Here is an 18,016-nt window from a genome sequence, read left to right as displayed (position 1 = left end):
CGTTACGTTGAGATTGTTTTCCCATCAGGGTTTGCGCTAAAAATGTGCTCGTTATTCAGCAACTCTATAACGCACCAAAGTGACGCCCCATCCTGGTGCAGTAAGTGCCTGTCATGATCGAAATTGTGCAACCGCTCGCGCTTCGTTTGTTGAAAAACAACAGCTTGTAAAAGTGGCACGATTTTTTCATTAGACTAGTCGTTCTCGCAGGGGATCGTCCCGTGGATATAAAAGGAAATGCTATGAAGTCTGTATTTAAAGTTTCACTGGCTGCACTGACCCTGGCTTTTGCGGTTTCTTCCCATGCCGCCAATAAGACCCTGGTTGTCGCCACCGATACGGCGTTCGTCCCGTTCGAATTTAAGCAAGGCGATAAATATGTCGGGTTTGACGTTGACCTATGGGCGGCTATCGCCAAAGAGCTGAAGCTCGACTACACCCTGAAGCCAATGGACTTCAGCGGCATTATCCCGGCGCTGCAAACTAAAAATATCGATCTGGCGCTGGCCGGGATCACCATCACCGACGAACGTAAAAAAGCGATCGACTTCTCCGACGGCTACTACAAAAGCGGCCTGCTGGTGATGGTCAACGCCAATAATAACGACATCAAAGATGTGAAAGATCTGAACGGTAAAGTGGTCGCGGTGAAGAGCGGTACCGGCTCCGTTGATTACGCGAAAGCCAATATCAAAACCAAAGATCTGCGTCAGTTCCCGAACATCGATAACGCCTATATGGAACTGGGTACCGGCCGCGCTGATGCCGTGCTGCACGATACGCCAAATATTCTGTACTTCATCAAAACCGCAGGCAACGGCAAGTTCAAAGCGGTAGGCGAATCACTGGAAGCGCAAAACTACGGTATCGCTTTCCCGAAAGGCAGCGACGAGCTGCGTGAGAAAGTGAACGGTGCGCTGAAAACGCTGCGCGAGAATGGTACCTACAACGAAATTTATAAAAAATGGTTCGGCACTGAACCAAAATAATAAGAACACACTTCGCCAGACGCAGCTCCGGCGACATCACAACGGTCTTCCGGCACAGACTCGGCGGGAGACCGTATTTTGGCGGAGGATTTCCTCTGCTCTCGACACGGTAACAGGAACGTATTATGCAGTTTGACTGGAGTGCCATCTGGCCTGCCATTCCGATTTTGCTGGAAGGCGCCAAAATGACGCTGTGGATTTCCGTCCTCGGCCTGGCCGGCGGCCTGATAATCGGTCTGGTGGCCGGTTTCGCCCGCTGCTTCGGCGGCTGGATCGCCAACCACATCGCACTGGTGTTTATTGAAATCATTCGCGGCACCCCGATTGTGGTGCAGGTCATGTTCATCTACTTTGCGCTGCCGATGGCCTTTAGCGACCTGCGCATCGACCCCTTCTCCGCAGCGGTAGTGACCATCATGATTAACTCGGGCGCCTATATCGCGGAAATTACCCGCGGCGCGGTGCTCTCCATTCATAAAGGCTTCCGCGAAGCGGGCCTGGCGCTGGGCCTGTCGCGTCGCGAAACCATTCGCCACGTGATCCTGCCGCTTGCGCTACGCCGCATGCTGCCGCCGCTGGGCAACCAGTGGATTATCAGCATCAAGGATACCTCGCTGTTCATCGTCATCGGCGTCGCCGAACTGACCCGTCAGGGACAGGAGATCATCGCGGGCAACTTCCGCGCCCTGGAAATCTGGAGCGCCGTTGCTGTTATCTACCTGATTATCACCCTGGTCCTGAGCTTTATTCTGCGTCGTCTTGAAAGAAGGATGAAAATCCTGTGATTGAATTTAAAAACGTCTCCAAGCACTTTGGCCCGACCCAGGTGCTGCACGATATCTCCCTGAAAATTAATCAGGGTGAAGTGGTGGTCATTATCGGCCCGTCCGGCTCCGGTAAATCAACGATGCTGCGCTGCATCAATAAACTGGAAGAGATCACCAGCGGCGATCTGATTGTCGATGGCCTGAAGGTCAACGACCCGAAGGTGGACGAACGTCTGATTCGTCAGGAAGCCGGGATGGTATTTCAGCAGTTTTATCTGTTCCCGCACCTGACGGCGCTGGAGAACGTCATGTTTGGTCCGCTGCGGGTGCGCGGCGCCAGCAAGCAGGCGGCAGAGAAGCAGGCGAAAGATCTGCTGGCGAAAGTCGGCCTGGCCGAGCGCGCGCATCACTATCCGTCTGAACTCTCCGGCGGCCAGCAGCAGCGTGTGGCCATTGCCCGCGCGCTGGCGGTGAAGCCAAAGATGATGCTGTTTGATGAACCGACCTCCGCGCTCGACCCGGAACTGCGCCATGAAGTGCTCAAGGTGATGCAGGATCTGGCTGAAGAGGGGATGACGATGGTGATCGTAACCCACGAAATCGGCTTTGCCGAAAAAGTGGCTTCGCGATTGATCTTTATCGACAAAGGACGCATTGCTGAAGACGGCAACCCGCAGGAGCTGGTGAAGAACCCGCCAAGCCCGCGCCTGCGCGAATTCCTGCAGCACGTCGCCTGACCCGCAACGGCTCTCTTCCTCCGCGGAGAGAGCCGCTTTTCCAGATTCCTCTTCCCTCCCCTTCCGCCAGCGGCTTCTATACTTACCCGTTTACGTTGCAACGGAGGTGCCCATGCCGTGGATCCTGCTTTTGCTCGCTGCACTGTTTACTGCCCCGCTTTCCGCCGCCGCCCTGCCCGGCGTGCCGACAGCTAACGCCGATAAAACCAGCGCCAGCGAACCCGATGCGGAACAGAAAAGAGCGGCCTACGCCGCGCTGGCTGACGTGCTGGCTAACGACAGCGCCCGTCAGGAGCTCATTGACCAGCTGCGTAAAGCAGCCGCCACGCCGCCGCCAGACAGCACCCCGACGCTGACGCCGCCGGCGGTGAAAGAAGAGACCACGGTGCTGGAGAACGTCACGCAGATCAGCCGGGAATACGGCGAGCAGCTCTCGTCTCGCTTCTCTCAACTGTGGCGCAATATCACCGGCTCACCGCATAAACCTTTTAATTCGCAAACCTTCACCAGCGCGGCCTGGCATTTTTTACTGCTGGCCGGCCTGGTCTTTGCCTTCTGGTGGCTGGTGCGTCTTGCGGCGCTGCCGCTGTATCGCAAAATGGGTGAATGGGGGCGGCATAAAAACCGCGATCGCGGAAACTGGCTCCAGCTGCCCCTGACCATCGCCGGGGCGTTTGTTATCGACCTGCTGCTGCTGGCGCTGACCCTGTTTGTCGGCCAGTTGTTAAGCGATCGCCTGAATGGTAATAACCCCACCATCGCCTTCCAGCAGAGTCTTTTCCTCAATGCCTTCGCGTTGATCGAGTTTTTTAAAGCCATTCTGCGGCTCATTTTCTGCCCGCGCATCCCGGCGCTCCGGCCTTTTAACCTCAGCGACGAAGCCGCGTCATACTGGAGCCTGCGCCTGAGCGCGCTCAGCAGCCTGATTGGCTATGGCCTGATCGTCGCGGTGCCGATTATCTCCAATCAGGTGAATGTTCAGGTTGGCGCGCTGGCTAACGTCGTCATCATGCTGTGCATTACGCTGTGGGCGCTGTACCTGATTTTTCATAACAAGACCTTGATTACGCAGGGTCTAATCCATCTGGCCGACCGTTCGCTCTCCTTCTTTAGCCTGTTTATCCGCGCCTTCGCGCTGGTCTGGCACTGGCTGGCCTGCGCCTACTTTGTGGTGCTCTTTTTCTTCTCCCTGTTCGACCCGGGCAATAGCCTGAAATTCATGATGGGCGCCACCCTGCGCAGCCTGGCCATTATCGGCGGCGCGGCGCTGGTGTCCGGCATCCTGTCGCGCTGGATAGCCAAAACCATCACCCTGTCACCCGCCACCCAGCGCAATTATCCTGAGCTGCAAAAGCGGCTGAATGGCTGGATCTCCGCCTCGCTGAAGGCCGCGCGCATTCTCACCGTCTGCGTCGCCGTCATGCTGCTGCTGAGCGCCTGGGGCCTGTTTGACTTCCGCGAATGGCTGCATAACGATGCCGGGCAAAAAACGGTGGATGTGCTGATCCGCATCGCCCTCATCCTCTTCTTCTCTGCCATCGGCTGGACGGTGCTGGCCAGCCTGATCGAAAACCGGCTGGCCTCGGATATCCATGGCCGCCCGCTGCCCAGCGCGCGGGCCCGGACGCTGCTGACCCTGTTTCGCAACGCGCTGGCGGTGGTGATCAGCACCATCACGGTGATGATCCTGCTTTCGGAGATTGGGGTTAACATTGCGCCGCTGCTGGCGGGCGCCGGGGCGTTAGGGCTGGCGATTTCGTTTGGCGCGCAAACGCTGGTTAAAGATATTATCACCGGCATATTTATCCAGTTTGAGAACGGGATGAATACCGGCGACCTGGTCACCATCGGCCCTTTGACCGGCACCGTGGAACGAATGTCGATTCGCTCCGTGGGGGTACGGCAGGATACCGGCGCCTATCACATTATTCCCTGGTCCTCGATCACCACTTTTGCCAACTTCGTGCGCGGCATTGGCTCGGTAGTCGCCAACTATGATGTCGACCGTCATGAGGATCTGGATAAAGCCAGCCAGGCGCTGAAGGCGGCGGTGGACGATCTGCTGGCCCAGGAGGAGATCCGCGGCCTGATCATTGGCGAACCGTCGTTCGCCGGGCTGGTGGGGCTGAGCAATACCGCCTTTACGCTACGCGTCAGCTTCACCACCCTGCCGCTGAAGCAGTGGACGGTGCGCTTTGCCCTCGACACTCAGGTGAAAAAGCACTTCGATCGCGCCGGGGTTCGCGCCCCGGTACAGACCTGGCAACAGCTGCCGATGCCGGGCTCAGACAGCCCGGCCGCCGAGTAGCGTTAGAACGGACGGCGGCGTTTGGCGTCGTCCATAAAGCTCCAGGCGATAAAGCGGCTCTGCTTTTGCCCCTGGGCCATCTCTTTTTTCACCACTTTCACGGCCCCAACCTCGGTCAGCAGGCGGTAGAGCGGCGGCAGATTGTCGCCGCGCGACACCAGCGAGGTAAACCATTTCACCTGGCGGGCGAAGGCCTGACTTTCGCGGATCATCTGCGAGATAAAGGCCACTTCGCCTCCTTCGCACCACAGCTCCTGCTGCTGACCGCCAAAGTTAAGCGCGCTGTCGGCGCCGAGTCCGAGATTGCGGCGCTTGCGCTCACCGCCCGCCCGGGCGCTCTCTGCGGAGTCATGGAACGGCGGATTACACAGCGTGGCGTCATAGGTCTCGTTTTTGTGGATGACGCCGTGGAAGATGGCCTGGCTCTCTTTTTGCCGACGCAGACGGATCTGCCGGGTCAATCCGGGGTTGCCATTGACAATCGCCTGCGCGCTGGCGAAGGCTTCCGGGCTGATTTCGCTGCCGGTAAAGCGCCAGCCGTACTCGTGAACGCCGATCAGGGGATAGATGAGGTTGGCGCCGGTACCAATATCAAGGATCGTGGCTTGCTTCGGCACCTCGCCACTATCCTGCGCCAGCAGATCCGCCAGATGATGAATATAATCGGCACGCCCGGGCACCGGCGGACAGAGAAAACCGTCAGGAATGTCCCAGTGTTTGACCGCGTAGAAATGCGCCAGCAGCGCTTTATTCAACGCCTTTACTGCCTGCGGATTGGCAAAATCAATGGTCTGCTCACCCAGCGGATTGAGCGTAATGTATCCCTGCAGGTCAGGATGCGCCTGGCAGAGCGCAGGCAGGTCGTAGCGTTGATGGTGGCGGTTACGCGGGTGTAACCCCGGTTTCTGGGCTTTCATGACAATCTCCTTTGAACAGCCGCGTAAGATACCCGTTGACGGCGGCGCGGTAAATAAGGGAGTCTGGATATCTCCTTTATCCGTGACAGGTGCAGCATGTACTTTTATCAACCTTCGCAGGGCCACGGCCTGCCGCACGACCCGCTGAACGCGATAATCGGGCCTCGCCCGATAGGCTGGATCGCCTCGCAGGACGCCGAGGGCCAGCGAAATCTGGCGCCATACAGCTTTTTTAACTGCTTTAACTATCGCCCGCCGATCATTGGTTTCGCCAGCAGCGGCTGGAAAGACAGCGTGCGAAATATCGTCGAAACAAAGGAGTTCGTCTGGAACCTGGCGACGCGACCGCTGGCCGTGGCGATGAATGAAACGTCTGCCTCGATCCCGCACCATGAGGACGAGTTCGTGCGCGCCGGTCTCACCGCCGCCGCCAGCCGCCTGGTCAGCGCCCCCCGAGTCGCGGAGAGCCCGGTGAACTTTGAGTGCCGTCTGTCGCAATGTATTCAACTCACCACCGCCGACGGTAACCCTGTTGATACGTGGCTGGTGCTCGGCGAAGTGGTCGCCGTGCATATTGATGAATCACTGCTGGACAACGGCATCTATCAAACCGCCCGCGCCCAGCCGATCCTGCGCGCCGGAGGTCCGAGCGCCTATTACAGTATTGATGATAGTCTGCGTTTTGACATGATCCGCCCTGACGCCCGCTAAATAATCTACCGGCCAGAGTACCGCTGCCCTGCGCCGGTAGCCTACTAAACGCCTTGTTTTGCATTAAAAATTCCCTATCGCACGGTCGGGAAAGACCTACACTTAAGCTATGTCCCATGCTGTTTATGAGGATATGCTGATGAAAATCACCTCGCTGCTATTCGCCGCTGCGCTCACCGCTCATGCCACCGCGGCCTCTCCCCTGCCACCGACACCCGTACTGCCCTATGCCGGGCCGCTCCGCCCTGTCGGCACCGTCTCCGCCTCCGGTGCCAGCACCCTTGATGATCTGGTGGCCGCCCTCGCGGATAAGGCCCACCGCCAGGGGGCGATAGCCTGGCGGGTCAATGCCGCCAGTAGCGGTAACCGACTGCACGGTTCAGCTATAATTTATCAATAACCTTTCACAGGAGGCAGACGATGGCATCAGGTTGGGCAGGCGATGGGGCCGTTCAGGATCAGATCGACAGCACCATTGACGATGCGGTGGCTCGCGCGCGCCGTGAGCTTCCGCGCGGCGAAAGCAACAAATTTTGTGATGAATGTGGAGAGCCGATTCCGGAGGCCCGTCGACAGGCCATCCCAGGGGTCAGATATTGCGTGAAGTGCCAGCAGGAGAAAGATTTACATAACAATACATTTTCAGGATATAATCGCCGCGTATCCAAGGATAGCCAGCTACGCTGACTTTCCTTTACCGTTCATGACAGCCTTTCGCATTATCTTTTCGCGCACATTTTTTGGCGGAAAAAGTCGCAATATGTGCCCTTAAACGCGTCGGTCTTCCTCGCTACGCTTCGTGACGAAAAGAATGAGAAATAATTTATTAATAATCAGTAAATTATTAATCATTCAAAAAATTCGATGAAGACTGTGAATTTCCTTCGATTTTATCTCCCGCAAAAAAGCGTGATACTTATCACATCGACGGAACATCGTCCCCTGAACAGAACAACCTGCGAGAGATTAACTATGAAAAACATCAAATATGCTGCCGCTGCCATCGCTCTGACCGCCCTTTCCTTCGGCGCCTTTGCCGCCGAACCGGTCACCCCCGCTCAGGCTGAAAGCATGAATAAAATCGGTGTGGTGTCTGCGCAAGGCGCAACCACTTTAGATGGTCTGGAAGCAAAACTGGCTGCTAAAGCCGAAGCCGCTGGCGCGACCGGCTACAGCATTACTTCCGCTAACACCAACAACAAACTGAGCGGTACTGCGGTTATCTATAAATAATCGCTGTTCCCTCTGTAAGCCACTGAATTAACCCTGAAAAGACCTTTAATACCCTTGCCTTGCCCGTCCGAGCCACCGGACGGGCTTTTTTTTATCCTGCAGATCCGATCACCAGCAGTCGTTGACGCGGCTGAGGCCCTGCTCCAGGGTGGTGACTTCCCCGCTGGCCAGCAGACAACAGGCAAGCTGAATTTTCAACGAGTGGGGCACCGGTTCGACGCCGGCGACGCAGCGCTCGATCCAGCGCGCGGTGACCTCAGGATCTTTCGAGGCCGGCAGGACCACCGCCTCCGCTGCCGTCTCAGTCTGGCGTTCGTACAGCACCCGCACGCCCTGCTCATCGATCAGGCTGATCTGCGGGCAGCGCTGCGGGTTGGCATACACTTCGCCCTCGGTACCGTGCATCAACAGCGCGCGGCCACCGGTCTCACGAAAGAAGTTCGCCACCCGCGGAACATATTCCGGATGCGACACGCTGGAGAGACGCAATGCCTCCGCTTCGCCAAACGGTGTAGCCAGCTTGGCCAGGGTATGGGCGCTGTTGCGCACGCCCATCCGCCAGCGCATCGCCAGCTGTTTCTCCAGCGGCGGACAGAAAGCCCCCACCGGGATATACACCGGTTCATGGCCCTCCAGCTGCGCCTGAGCTTGTCCGGCGTGCCGGGTGGCCGGAATATCCAGCAGGGTAAAAATGGTCTCGGTCAGCACCCGGGTGGGATCGTGACTGACGCCGTGAACCACCACCGGAAACCCCAGCTTGTGCAGAAGCATCGCCAGCAGCGGCGTCAGGTTCGCCTGCTTGCGCGCGCCGTTGTAGCTGGGGATGACAATCGGCATCGGCTTGCCGGCCGGCGGGGTCAGGCGCAGCGTATGCTGCTGCATCGCCGCGTAAAACCCTTTCATCTCCGCTTCGCCTTCGCCTTTGATGCGCAGGGCGATTAATATTCCCCCCAGCTCCAGCTCCGGCACCTCGCCGTCCAGCATCCGCGCATAGAGCGCACGGGCGGTCTCTTCATCGAGGTCGCGGGCATGATTCTTACCGCGACCCACCTCTTTTATAATTTTGCTGTACTCCATGGCTCCCCCTGGTGCATCACGCGCCGGCGTCAGCGACGTTTGCGGCCTGACTGTTTTGCTGTCTGTTTTGCTTTCCGTTTTACTATAACCTCCGGGACGCCCGGCTGCTCTATGGGAAAAACAGGTAACGCGTTCAGTAGACGCGCGCCATAGTTTTTGGTCAACAGACGCTTATCGTAAATCACCACCTCTCCCCAGCAGTGATGGCTGCGGATCAGACGCCCCACCTGCTGAATAAGATTAAAGGAGGCGCTGGGCAAACTCTGTACCTCGAAAGGGTAACGATTAAGGCTTTTCAGCCATTCGCCTTCGGTGATCACCACCGGGCTGTCGATGGGCGGAAAGGCGATTTTATGGATATGTACCTGGCTTAGCAGATCACCCTTTAAATCCAGCCCTTCGGCAAAGGACTGCAGACCCACCAGCACGCTGCGCTCGCCGCTTTCCACCCGTTTGCGATGCAGCTCCACCAGCCGATAGCGCGGCTGGTCGCCCTGCACCAGCAGCATCAGGCGCAGATCGGTCACATGCTCCAGGAAGCGGTTCATCGCCCGCCCGCTGGCAAACAGCACCAGCATCCCGAGATGTTTCTTGCTCTCTACCTGCTGGCGAAAATAGGCCGCCATCTCGGCAATGTGCTGCTCTTCGTTATCCATCAGCGGTTCATAGCGCATTTGAGGAATAATAATTTTCCCCTGCTCCACGTGGTTGAACGGCGAATCCAGCGCCACGAAGCGGTCACCCGCTTTCTCCTTCAGACCACTCATCTCCTGCAGGCGCGAGAAGCTGTTTAGCGAGCGCAGCGTCGCTGACGTCACGACGATATGCGGCACGCTGCGCCACAGCAGCCGTTCCAGCTGATCGCTAACGCGGATGCCGACACAGTGGAACCAGACATGGATCTGGCCGTCGCGCACCATTCGCGTCGCCCATTTGGTTACCGGCGCGCCTGAGGATTGCGCCAGCGACGCCAGGCGCCATAGCTTGCTTTGGCTTTCAAACATGCCGAGCGCGCGGTTCATCTGCAGCAGCACCCGATGCAGGCGCACCACGTCATGGCTGCCGGTCTTTTCGCTGAGATCGTTAAGAAACAGCTCCGCCAGCCCGCGCAGCATCTCGGTGAGCTTCGCCAGCCGCTGGCAGATCTCCATCACCTCCTGCGGCAGTTCGCCCATCGGGAAGCGATGCTCCGCTTCCTGACCGGCGGGCATGTAGAGATTGAGAATATTATTCAACGACGCAATCAGCTCGAACAGCTCTTCGCAATGGCCGGTGAGCCGCTCCGGATTGGCCAGCGGCGGTGTGGTTTTCGGACGAAACTGCTCCATGCAGGTGGCGACCAGCTTGCAGAACAGATCCAGCTGCAGGCGAAACCAGGGGGCGGTGATCTCAGCGCTCATCTCCAGCGCGTCGCGGGCGACGTCCGGCAGATGATGGCCTTCATCGAGGACCAACAGCAGGTTTTTCGGCTCCGGCAGCACTGCCTCGCTCTCCATCGCCGCCATCACCAGCGCATGGTTGGCCACCACCACTTCCGCCTCCTGAATTTCCCGCCGTGCCACGAAGAACGGGCACTCGCGATAGTAGTGGCAGTTGCGGTTCAGGCAGCTGGCCTTATCGGTGCTCAGCCGGCTCCACAGCGCGTCATCGATGGCTTTATCGGTATGATCGCGCAGGCCGTCCCAGCGGTAGCTGTCGAGGTCCTGCTTCAGGGTCGCACACAGCTTCTGCTCGGCCTGGTTGTTCGGGGTGAGATCGTCATCGAGGAAGGCCAGCAGATCCTGCTGCGACGGCTCGGTGCTGGCCAGCGCCGTCAGGTTACGCGGACAGACGTAGCGCCCACGACCGAAGGCGGCGGTAAAGCGCAGGTCGGGAATAATTTTACGCAGCAGCGGCAGGTCTTTACTGTAGATTTGATCCTGCAGGGCGACGTTGGCGGTGCTGACCACCAGCGTTTTTTGTTCCTCCCGGGCGATGGCGATGCCCGGGATCAGGTATGACAGCGTTTTACCTACGCCGGTCGGCGCTTCGATAGCCAGATGCCTGCCCTCTTCCCCGGCGAGAGTTTTCGCCACATCGGCGATCATCTGCCGCTGCGGGGGGCGGGGAATAAAGTCCGGGATCTGTTCCTGAAGCGCCTTATACCAGGCGGCGATTTGCGCTTTCAGCGCAGCGGTCAAAGCCATGAGAAAACCTGAATACTGTATAAACAGCCACTATTGTGCCATTTTTGCCCGCCTGGAGGTATTGCTTTCTGCTGAGTGTGGAAGCGTGCTCGACAAATAGTGTAATGGAAAGAAAAAGGCCCGCCGCCGCGTAGCGGACAGACGGGCCTGAGCCGGGCCGCGTTATCGCGGCCGGGGCATCATCGTGTTATTCGCCAGCCGGTTTACGCGGACGACGGCGGCGCGGCGGTTTGCCGTCCTGCGTACGCGCTTTCGGCGCCTCGCCGTCCTGACGGCGCGGGGCGCTGTTCTGGCTGCGCGGCTGTCCGCTGCGTCCCTGACCCTGGCCACCGCGTCCCTGACCTTGCCCACGACCGCCGCCGCGCTGCTGGCGACCGTTCTGGATAGGTTCGGCTTTAATGGACGGATCCGGCTCATATCCGGCAATCGCGATGCGCGGGATCTCTTTTTTCAGCAGGCGCTCGATATCGCGCAGCAGCTTATGCTCATCCACACACACCAGCGACAAGGCTTCACCGGTGGCCGCCGCGCGACCGGTACGGCCGATACGGTGGACGTAATCTTCCGGTACGTTCGGCAGCTCGTAGTTCACCACGTGCGGCAGCTCTTCGATATCCAGACCACGGGCGGCGATATCGGTCGCCACCAGCACGCGAATGCCGCCGGATTTAAAGTCGGCCAGCGCGCGGGTACGCGCTCCCTGGCTCTTGTTGCCATGGATCGCCGCGCTGCGGATGCCGTCTTTATTAAGCTGCTCCGCGAGGTGGTTGGCGCCATGCTTGGTGCGGGTAAACACCAGCACCTGCTGCCAGTTGCCTTCGCCGATCAGCTGCGACAACAGTTCGCGCTTGCGGTTCTTATCAACGAAATGGACGTGCTGGGTGATCTGCTCGGACGCGGTGTTGCGACGCGCCACTTCCACTTCCAGCGGGTTGTGCAGCAGTTTCTCGGCCAGGCCCTTGATCTCGTCGGAGAAGGTGGCCGAGAACAGCAGGTTCTGTCGACGCGCCGGCAGTTTAGCCAGTACGCGACGGATGTCATGGATAAAGCCCATATCCAGCATGCGGTCCGCTTCGTCCAGCACAAGGATTTCCACGCTATCAAGGCTGACCGCGTTCTGATGTTCGAGGTCCAGCAGACGGCCCGGGGTGGCAACGAGGATGTCGACGCCACCGCGCAGCTTCATCATCTGCGGGTTGATGCTCACGCCGCCGAATACCACCAGCGAGCGAATATTCAGGTACTTGCTGTAATCGCGGACGTTCTCGCCCACCTGCGCCGCCAGCTCACGGGTCGGGGTCAGGATCAGCGCGCGTACCGGACGGCGACCCTTTGCGTGCGGCTCTTTGTCAATCAGGCGCTGCAGCAGCGGCAGGGTAAAGCCCGCCGTCTTACCGGTACCGGTCTGGGCGCTGGCCATCAGGTCGCGCCCCTGCATTACTGCCGGGATCGCCTGCTGTTGGATAGGGGTCGGCTCAACGTAGCCCTGCTCAGCGACAGCGCGCAGGATATCGGGATTCAGGCCAAGGGAATCAAAAGACATAACAACTCCGAACCGCCCCGGCCCGGTGAAGGGCGTAGTTTTCAGGGAGATTATTGCGATAAGAGATGGCAAAAACCACAATGCCATGAAGGGGCGCAGTCTAGCAGATTTTGTGACAGGCCGCATAAAATCTGCAAAAGAATACCGCGCCTGGCTGGCGGGCATGAGAAGGCCGCTGAGCGAGCTCAGCGGCCTGGTGCGTCATGGCAAAGCGATTAACGCAGACGATACTTAAGTTTTTCAACGATCTTCGCGGTGGAGATGCCGTAGCGATCGTGAAGGGTCGGCAGCGCGCCGGCTAACAGGAACGCGTCGGGCAGCCCCACAGTATCCAGCTCACAGCGCACACCCTTACGCATCAACAGCGCGGCCACCGCCTCCCCCAGGCCGCCGACCGCGGTGTGGTTTTCCGCAGTCACCACCAGACGACCTGGCTTCGACGCCTGTTCAATAATCGCTTTTTCATCCAGCGGTTTGATGGTCGGCACGTGCAGGACCGCCACGCTGATGTTATCGGCCCGCAGCTTTTCAACCGCCTCCAGCGCGCGCATGGTCATCAGCCCGGAGGAGATGATCAGCACATCGTTGCCGTCCTCCAGCAGCTTTGCTTTACCCAGTTCGAACTGATAGTCGTATTTATCCAGCACCAGCGGCACCTTACCGCGCAGCAGGCGCATATACACCGGCCCCTGGTGATCGGCAATGGCCGGCACCGCCTGCTCTATCTCCAGCGCATCGCAAGGATCGACGATGACCATGCCGGGGATACCGCGCATAATCGCCAGATCTTCAGTGGCCTGATGGCTGGGGCCATAACCGGTCGTCAGGCCCGGCAGCGCCGCGCAGATCTTCACGTTCAGATGCTCTTCAGCGATGACCTGATGAATAAAATCATAGGCGCGACGGGTTGCAAAGGCGGCATAGGTGGTGGCGAAAGGAATAAATCCCTCCTTCGCCATTCCCCCCGCCGCCGCCATCAGCAGCTGCTCGGCCATGCCCATCTGGAAGAAACGATCCGGGAAGGCCTGGGCGAAAATATGCAGATCGGTATATTTTGACAGGTCCGCGGTCATGCCGACGATTTCCGGACGCTGCGCCGCCAGTTTTGACAGCGCGACGCCGAAGGGCGCAGAGATGGTCGCCTGGCCCTCATCGGCAATCGAGGCGATCATCGCCGACGTTTTTAAACGGGGTTGACTCTGGCTCATTACAGCACTCCTTCTGGTTTGTTAGCATCCAGCACCGCAATCGCTTTTTGCCATTCGTCGGCATCGACGCGAATAAAATGGTTTTTATCGCGGGTTTCGAGGAACGGCACACCTTTGCCCATCAGCGTGTCGCATAAAATGACCCGCGGCTGGTTGCCGGAATAACTTTTCGCGTTGTCAAAGGCGGCCATCACCGCCGGCAGATCGTTACCGTCCACGCGCTGTACGTACCAGCCGAAGGCGGCCCATTTTTCATGCAGCGGCTCAAAGCCGAGGATTTTGCGTGAATCGCCGTCGGCCTGCTGTTTGTTGACGTCGACAAGGTTAATCAGGTTGCTCAGGCCATAGTGAGCCGCCGACATCGCCGCTTCCCAGGTCGACCCTTCGTCCAGCTCCCCATCGGACATGGAGTTGTAGACCCAGGCCGTGCTCTGTTTCTGCCGCAGCCCAAGCGCCATGCCGACGGCAATGGACAGCCCCTGTCCCAGCGAACCGCCGGACATCTCCATGCCTGGGGTGTAGGTCGCCATGCCGGACATCGGCAGGCGGCTGTCGTCGGAGCCGTAAGTTTCCAGCTCGGCTTCCGGGATAATGCCCGCCTCCAGCAGCGCGGCATAATAAGCGATAGCGTAATGGCCATGAGAGAGCAGGAAGCGATCGCGCCCCTCCCACTCGGGATCTTCCGGACGATAGGTCATGGCGTGGCTGAAGGCGGTGGCCAGCACATCGGCATAGCCCAGCGCCTGGCCGATATAGCCCTGCCCCTGCACTTCCCCCATTTGCAGGGCGTAACGGCGAATACGCCATGCCGCCGCGGCGACTTTTTGTGATTCGGTCATCTTCATCTGTTTGCCTCGCTTAGTGAATTAACATGCCGCCGTTAACGTCCAGGGTGATACCGGTGGAGTAGGAAGAGAGGTCGCTGCCGAGGAACAGCGCGGCGCGCGCGATGTCTACCGCGTCTCCGAGGCGATTCATCGGGATCCCGGCAAGAATGTTGGCCGTCATGTCGTCGGTCAGCTTGCCGGCGGTAATGTCGGTCTGAATCAGCCCCGGGGTGATGCAGTTAACGCGGACGTTATCCGGGCCAAGCTCGCGCGCCATCGCCCGCGCCAGACCCAGCACCCCGGCTTTTGCCGCGCTGTAGTGCGGGCCGCCGAAGATACCGCCGCCGCGCTGGGCGGAAACGGACGAGATGCAGACGATGCTGCCGGATTTTTGCGCCCGCATGGTGGGAATAACCGCCTGCGACATCAGCAGCGTGCCGCGCAGGCTGACATCAAGTACTGCGTCATAATTGGCGCGCTTGATCTCCATCAGCTTCAGCGGCTGGGTAATCCCGGCGTTATTCACCAGCACATCAACCCGGCCATATTTCGCCAGAATTTGTTCGATGGCCGCCTGTACCTGCACTTCATCAGCGACGTTCGCCGCCAGGCCGAGATGGCCTTCGCCTAATGCCGCCGCCGCGGTTTTGCTGGCTTCACCATTGAGGTCGATAATGACCACTTTCGCGCCGTTGTCGGCGAATAATTTCGCGGTGGCGAAACCCAAACCGCGAGCGGAGGCCGCGCCAGTAATAATGGCGACTTTATCTTCTAATAACATAGTTTCACTCCATGACATTACGTCATATTAATTAACAGGATATATTTCCGTTATTGTGGTTCATCGAGGAAAAGAATCACCACCAAACCAATGGCGGCGCAGATACCAAAATAGGTAAATACAGAATTAAAACTCCCGGTTTTATCAAGTAAGAAACCGGCTGCCATCGGCGCGACAAATCCACCGAAGTTGCCGCCGCTATTAATTATGGAAGAGGCGATTGGATAGGTTTTGCTGTCCGAAACGGCCATACCGTAGGCGGTAAAAGCCGGCCAGCCGATATTCAAACAAAAACCGACAAAAAATAATCCAATACAGACCGCCAGGGTGCTTGCCGGGATATTCAGCATAATTAACATCATGACCACCGTTGACACGGCAGTAAACATCATGGTGGGTTTACGTCGGCGGCCCAGGACTTTATCTGAAATCCACCCGCCGCCAATCGCGCCAATAAAGCCGCCGATGCACGGCATACTGGCCACGAACCCCATACTCATTACATCAAAGCCACGCTCTTTGACTAAGTACAGCGGGATCCAGGTTAATAATCCGTACAGCACGCTAACCATCATAAAATACGCCAGGCAGTCACCGAGAATATTTTTTGAGGTGAATAAGCCTTTCGCCGTATCAATTGGCGCCATCTTCTTTACCCGAATGATTTTATCCAGCCAGGTGAATCGATCGGCAATTAATATATTTTCGCGTACGCTATTATTATGACTTTCACGCCCGGCATTAATCTCTGCCAGTTCACTTTGTGAAACAAATCCGCTTTCTGATGGCTTTGACTTCACCAATAGATACCAGGCTATCGCTGCCACAATCCCGGGTATCGCGAAGGAGAAAAAGACCCACCGCCAGCCCCAGGTCACCGCAATCCACACCGCCAGCGGCGGGACAATAATCGGCGCAAACATGGTCGCCGCGATGTAAACGCCGGTTGCCGTGGCTTTCTCTTTTGGTGGAAACCAGTTATTTATGGTGGAAGCCAGCCCCACCGGGCAAGGCCCTTCGCTTAGCCCCAGTCCCAGACGCACCAGCTTCAGGCCAAACACGGAGCTCACCGTGCCCATCAGCCAGGTAAAGGCGGAGAAGCCGAAAATGGACAGCGAAACCAGCCCCCGGGTACCGCGTTTGGCGATGAAAAAACCGGCCGGGATCTGGCTTACCGCATAGCCGAGGAAAAACATACTGGCGATGGCCCCGGCTTCAAAATTATTGATATGAAACTCATCAATGATAAACGGCAGAACCGCGCCAATATTGGTTCTGTCGGCGTAATTGATGGCATACACCAGGAAAATCATCGTCAAAACCACGAAACGATATTTCGTTTTCCTGGCGTCAGTACAGACTAGTGTATCTATACGTGACATAGGGTTTCCTCATCTTATACCTCATCCACTTCGCTGCCCGTTGCCGCTTCGGATCACCGCGTTTTCACTTTCCATACAGCAGCAAAAGATAAATATCTTTTCGCTCAGCTAAACAGGTGGTTAGGTGTTTTATAATGGCGATCTCAACGCATCGCCGTTTGTGATCAGGCCTGTGAGAGGAATATAACAACCCCAAAATGAAACGGTATTCAAAAAACCTCAATTATGATTGAGAAAAATTGAGTTAGTGACTTCCCGCAAATTTTTAGTCTTTACTGACACGCGCGCTTTTAACGAGATAAATTGTTAAGCCCATCACAAATTAAAATCATTTTTTTCCTTTTCCCTATGCTGGCTATCACGACTGCGCCACGCTGTTCGCTATTTTCTTTTAGAAACGCCCTGCCCAGGATGCTGCCATGAGTCAACCGTTGCCCAATAAAAATTTGCCGATGCCCTCTTTACGCAATATCCAGGCCTTTATTGAAGTCGCCGCTACCGGCAGCCTCAACCTGGCCGCAGAGAATCTCAATATTACCGCCTCGGCGGTCAGCCATCAGATAGCCAGCCTGGAGCACTTTCTGGGGAAAAAACTGTTCTCCCGCAGCAGTAAAGGCGTCATGTTAACGGCGGTGGGAGAAAAATATCTCAAAGAGGTCTCCGGGGCGCTGAATATGATTGGCCAGGCCACCAGCCAGGTGATCAATGATATCCATCAGGATTATTTACGTATTCACTCGGCGCCGAGCTTCGGCCTGCTGTGGTTGATGCCTCGCCTGGATAAATTTCGCCAGGCGTGGCCGGAGTTAAAAATCAGCCTGACCTGTTCCTACGAAAGCATCCAGTTCTCCCGGGATAATATTGATATCGATATTCGTCACGGGCTATCACAGTGGCCAACGCTGTTGGTCAGAACCATTAAAAATGAGTGTGTCCTGCCCTACAGCGCAGCGTCTTATTTAGCCAGCCATCCTGTGCATGCGGTGGAAGATCTGCTGGCCTGCGATCTGATCCACTCCGACAGCACCTTAATTAACTGGAGCAGTTGGCTGTCGTGGCACAAGGTCCGCGGCTGGCATAAAAACTTCATTTTTAATTTCGACCGGTCGTACATGAGCATCGAGGCGGCCAGAATGGGGATGGGCGTGATCCTCGAAAGCAATCTGCTGGCCGGCGGGCACGTGCGTCAGGGGCAGCTGACGCCGGTATTTGACGACGAGCGGAGTATGCCGGTCGGCGCGCACCACTTCGTTCTTCCCCATGCCAATGAACAGAAGGAGAAGGTCCAGCGTTTCTTCGCCTGGGTCGCCGGGGAGCTGAAGGAGGAAGGGTTCCATATTTGATCCCGGC

General features: G+C 57.5%; 17 protein-coding genes. 9 read left to right on the top strand and 8 right to left on the bottom strand.

From position 1 onward, the window contains the following. The first annotated feature begins 242 nt into the window (after positions 1 to 242). From glnH to ybiO, 4 genes are all read left to right on the top strand, one after another. A complete protein-coding gene (gene glnH / locus A1WC_RS17860) occupies positions 243 to 989 on the top strand; it encodes a glutamine ABC transporter substrate-binding protein GlnH (protein WP_004886198.1) in 747 nt (248 codons plus the stop codon). A gap of 125 nt (positions 990 to 1,114) precedes the next feature. Further along, positions 1,115 to 1,774: a glutamine ABC transporter permease GlnP gene (gene glnP / locus A1WC_RS17865; RefSeq protein ID WP_002895837.1), complete on the top strand. Its 660-nt coding sequence runs from the start codon at positions 1,115 to 1,117 to the stop codon at positions 1,772 to 1,774. Continuing rightward, entirely contained in the window at positions 1,771 to 2,493 is a 723-nt protein-coding gene (glnQ, locus tag A1WC_RS17870; protein WP_008805775.1) for a glutamine ABC transporter ATP-binding protein GlnQ, read from the top strand. Before glnP ends, glnQ begins: the two co-directional genes overlap by 4 nt. 112 nt (positions 2,494 to 2,605) lie before the next feature. Next, positions 2,606 to 4,801: a mechanosensitive channel protein gene (gene ybiO / locus A1WC_RS17875; protein ID WP_012542377.1), complete on the top strand. Its 2,196-nt coding sequence runs from the start codon at positions 2,606 to 2,608 to the stop codon at positions 4,799 to 4,801. A 2-nt stretch (positions 4,802 to 4,803) separates the two neighbouring features. Here ybiO and rlmF read toward each other — a convergent pair whose 3' ends face one another. After that, the gene (gene rlmF, locus A1WC_RS17880) at positions 4,804 to 5,718 is read right to left on the bottom strand and encodes a 23S rRNA (adenine(1618)-N(6))-methyltransferase RlmF (protein ID WP_008805773.1); all 915 of its coding nucleotides are present in this window, start codon (positions 5,716 to 5,718) and stop codon (positions 4,804 to 4,806) included. A gap of 96 nt (positions 5,719 to 5,814) precedes the next feature. On the opposite strand from rlmF, the gene A1WC_RS17885 reads away from it, so the two are divergent. The 4 genes from A1WC_RS17885 to ybiJ all read left to right on the top strand — a co-directional run bounded on the left by A1WC_RS17885 (position 5,815) and on the right by ybiJ (position 7,662). Further along, positions 5,815 to 6,429 carry a flavin reductase family protein gene (locus A1WC_RS17885; RefSeq protein WP_012968656.1) on the top strand — a complete coding sequence of 205 codons (615 nt, stop codon included), beginning with the start codon at positions 5,815 to 5,817 and terminating at the stop codon, positions 6,427 to 6,429. A 139-nt stretch (positions 6,430 to 6,568) separates the two neighbouring features. Beyond that, on the top strand, positions 6,569 to 6,829 hold the full coding sequence (locus tag A1WC_RS17890; RefSeq protein WP_016160534.1) for a DUF1471 domain-containing protein: 261 nt from the start codon (positions 6,569 to 6,571) through the stop codon (positions 6,827 to 6,829). Positions 6,830 to 6,849: 20 nt separating this feature from the next. Then, entirely contained in the window at positions 6,850 to 7,116 is a 267-nt protein-coding gene (locus A1WC_RS17895) for a DksA/TraR family C4-type zinc finger protein (RefSeq protein ID WP_016160533.1), read from the top strand. A 285-nt stretch (positions 7,117 to 7,401) separates the two neighbouring features. Further along, a complete protein-coding gene (ybiJ, locus tag A1WC_RS17900; RefSeq protein WP_004176772.1) occupies positions 7,402 to 7,662 on the top strand; it encodes a DUF1471 family protein YbiJ in 261 nt (86 codons plus the stop codon). Between the two features lie 108 nt (positions 7,663 to 7,770). Here ybiJ and ybiB read toward each other — a convergent pair whose 3' ends face one another. The 7 genes from ybiB to A1WC_RS17935 all read right to left on the bottom strand — a co-directional run bounded on the left by ybiB (position 7,771) and on the right by A1WC_RS17935 (position 16,666). Further along, positions 7,771 to 8,739, bottom strand: coding sequence for a DNA-binding protein YbiB (gene ybiB / locus A1WC_RS17905; protein WP_008805768.1), 969 nt, complete (start codon positions 8,737 to 8,739; stop codon positions 7,771 to 7,773). A gap of 29 nt (positions 8,740 to 8,768) precedes the next feature. Continuing rightward, entirely contained in the window at positions 8,769 to 10,925 is a 2,157-nt protein-coding gene (gene dinG / locus A1WC_RS17910; protein WP_016160532.1) for an ATP-dependent DNA helicase DinG, read from the bottom strand. Between the two features lie 187 nt (positions 10,926 to 11,112). Then, positions 11,113 to 12,468 carry an ATP-dependent RNA helicase RhlE gene (rhlE, locus tag A1WC_RS17915; RefSeq protein WP_008805766.1) on the bottom strand — a complete coding sequence of 452 codons (1,356 nt, stop codon included), beginning with the start codon at positions 12,466 to 12,468 and terminating at the stop codon, positions 11,113 to 11,115. A gap of 215 nt (positions 12,469 to 12,683) precedes the next feature. Next, positions 12,684 to 13,676, bottom strand: a complete 993-nt coding sequence (locus A1WC_RS17920; protein WP_008805765.1) for a transketolase family protein — start codon at positions 13,674 to 13,676, stop codon at positions 12,684 to 12,686. Further along, positions 13,676 to 14,521: a transketolase gene (locus A1WC_RS17925; protein WP_016160531.1), complete on the bottom strand. Its 846-nt coding sequence runs from the start codon at positions 14,519 to 14,521 to the stop codon at positions 13,676 to 13,678. The genes A1WC_RS17920 and A1WC_RS17925 overlap by 1 nt, the downstream gene beginning before the upstream one ends. Before the next feature lie 13 nt (positions 14,522 to 14,534). Next, on the bottom strand, positions 14,535 to 15,284 hold the full coding sequence (locus tag A1WC_RS17930) for an SDR family NAD(P)-dependent oxidoreductase (RefSeq protein ID WP_016160530.1): 750 nt from the start codon (positions 15,282 to 15,284) through the stop codon (positions 14,535 to 14,537). Between the two features lie 50 nt (positions 15,285 to 15,334). Next, positions 15,335 to 16,666: an MFS transporter gene (locus A1WC_RS17935; protein WP_016160529.1), complete on the bottom strand. Its 1,332-nt coding sequence runs from the start codon at positions 16,664 to 16,666 to the stop codon at positions 15,335 to 15,337. A gap of 419 nt (positions 16,667 to 17,085) precedes the next feature. Here A1WC_RS17935 and A1WC_RS17940 point away from each other — a divergent pair, with 419 nt between their 5' ends. Next, a complete protein-coding gene (locus tag A1WC_RS17940) occupies positions 17,086 to 18,009 on the top strand; it encodes a LysR substrate-binding domain-containing protein (RefSeq protein WP_012542386.1) in 924 nt (307 codons plus the stop codon). Positions 18,010 to 18,016: the final 7 nt, after the last annotated feature.

The organism is Klebsiella sp. KTE92, from assembly GCF_000398905.1.
In the GTDB taxonomy this organism is placed as follows: Bacteria; Pseudomonadota; Gammaproteobacteria; order Enterobacterales; family Enterobacteriaceae; genus Klebsiella; species Klebsiella variicola.
Note: the sequence above shows the minus strand (reverse complement) of the source record. Positions and strands in the feature narration are given on the sequence as shown.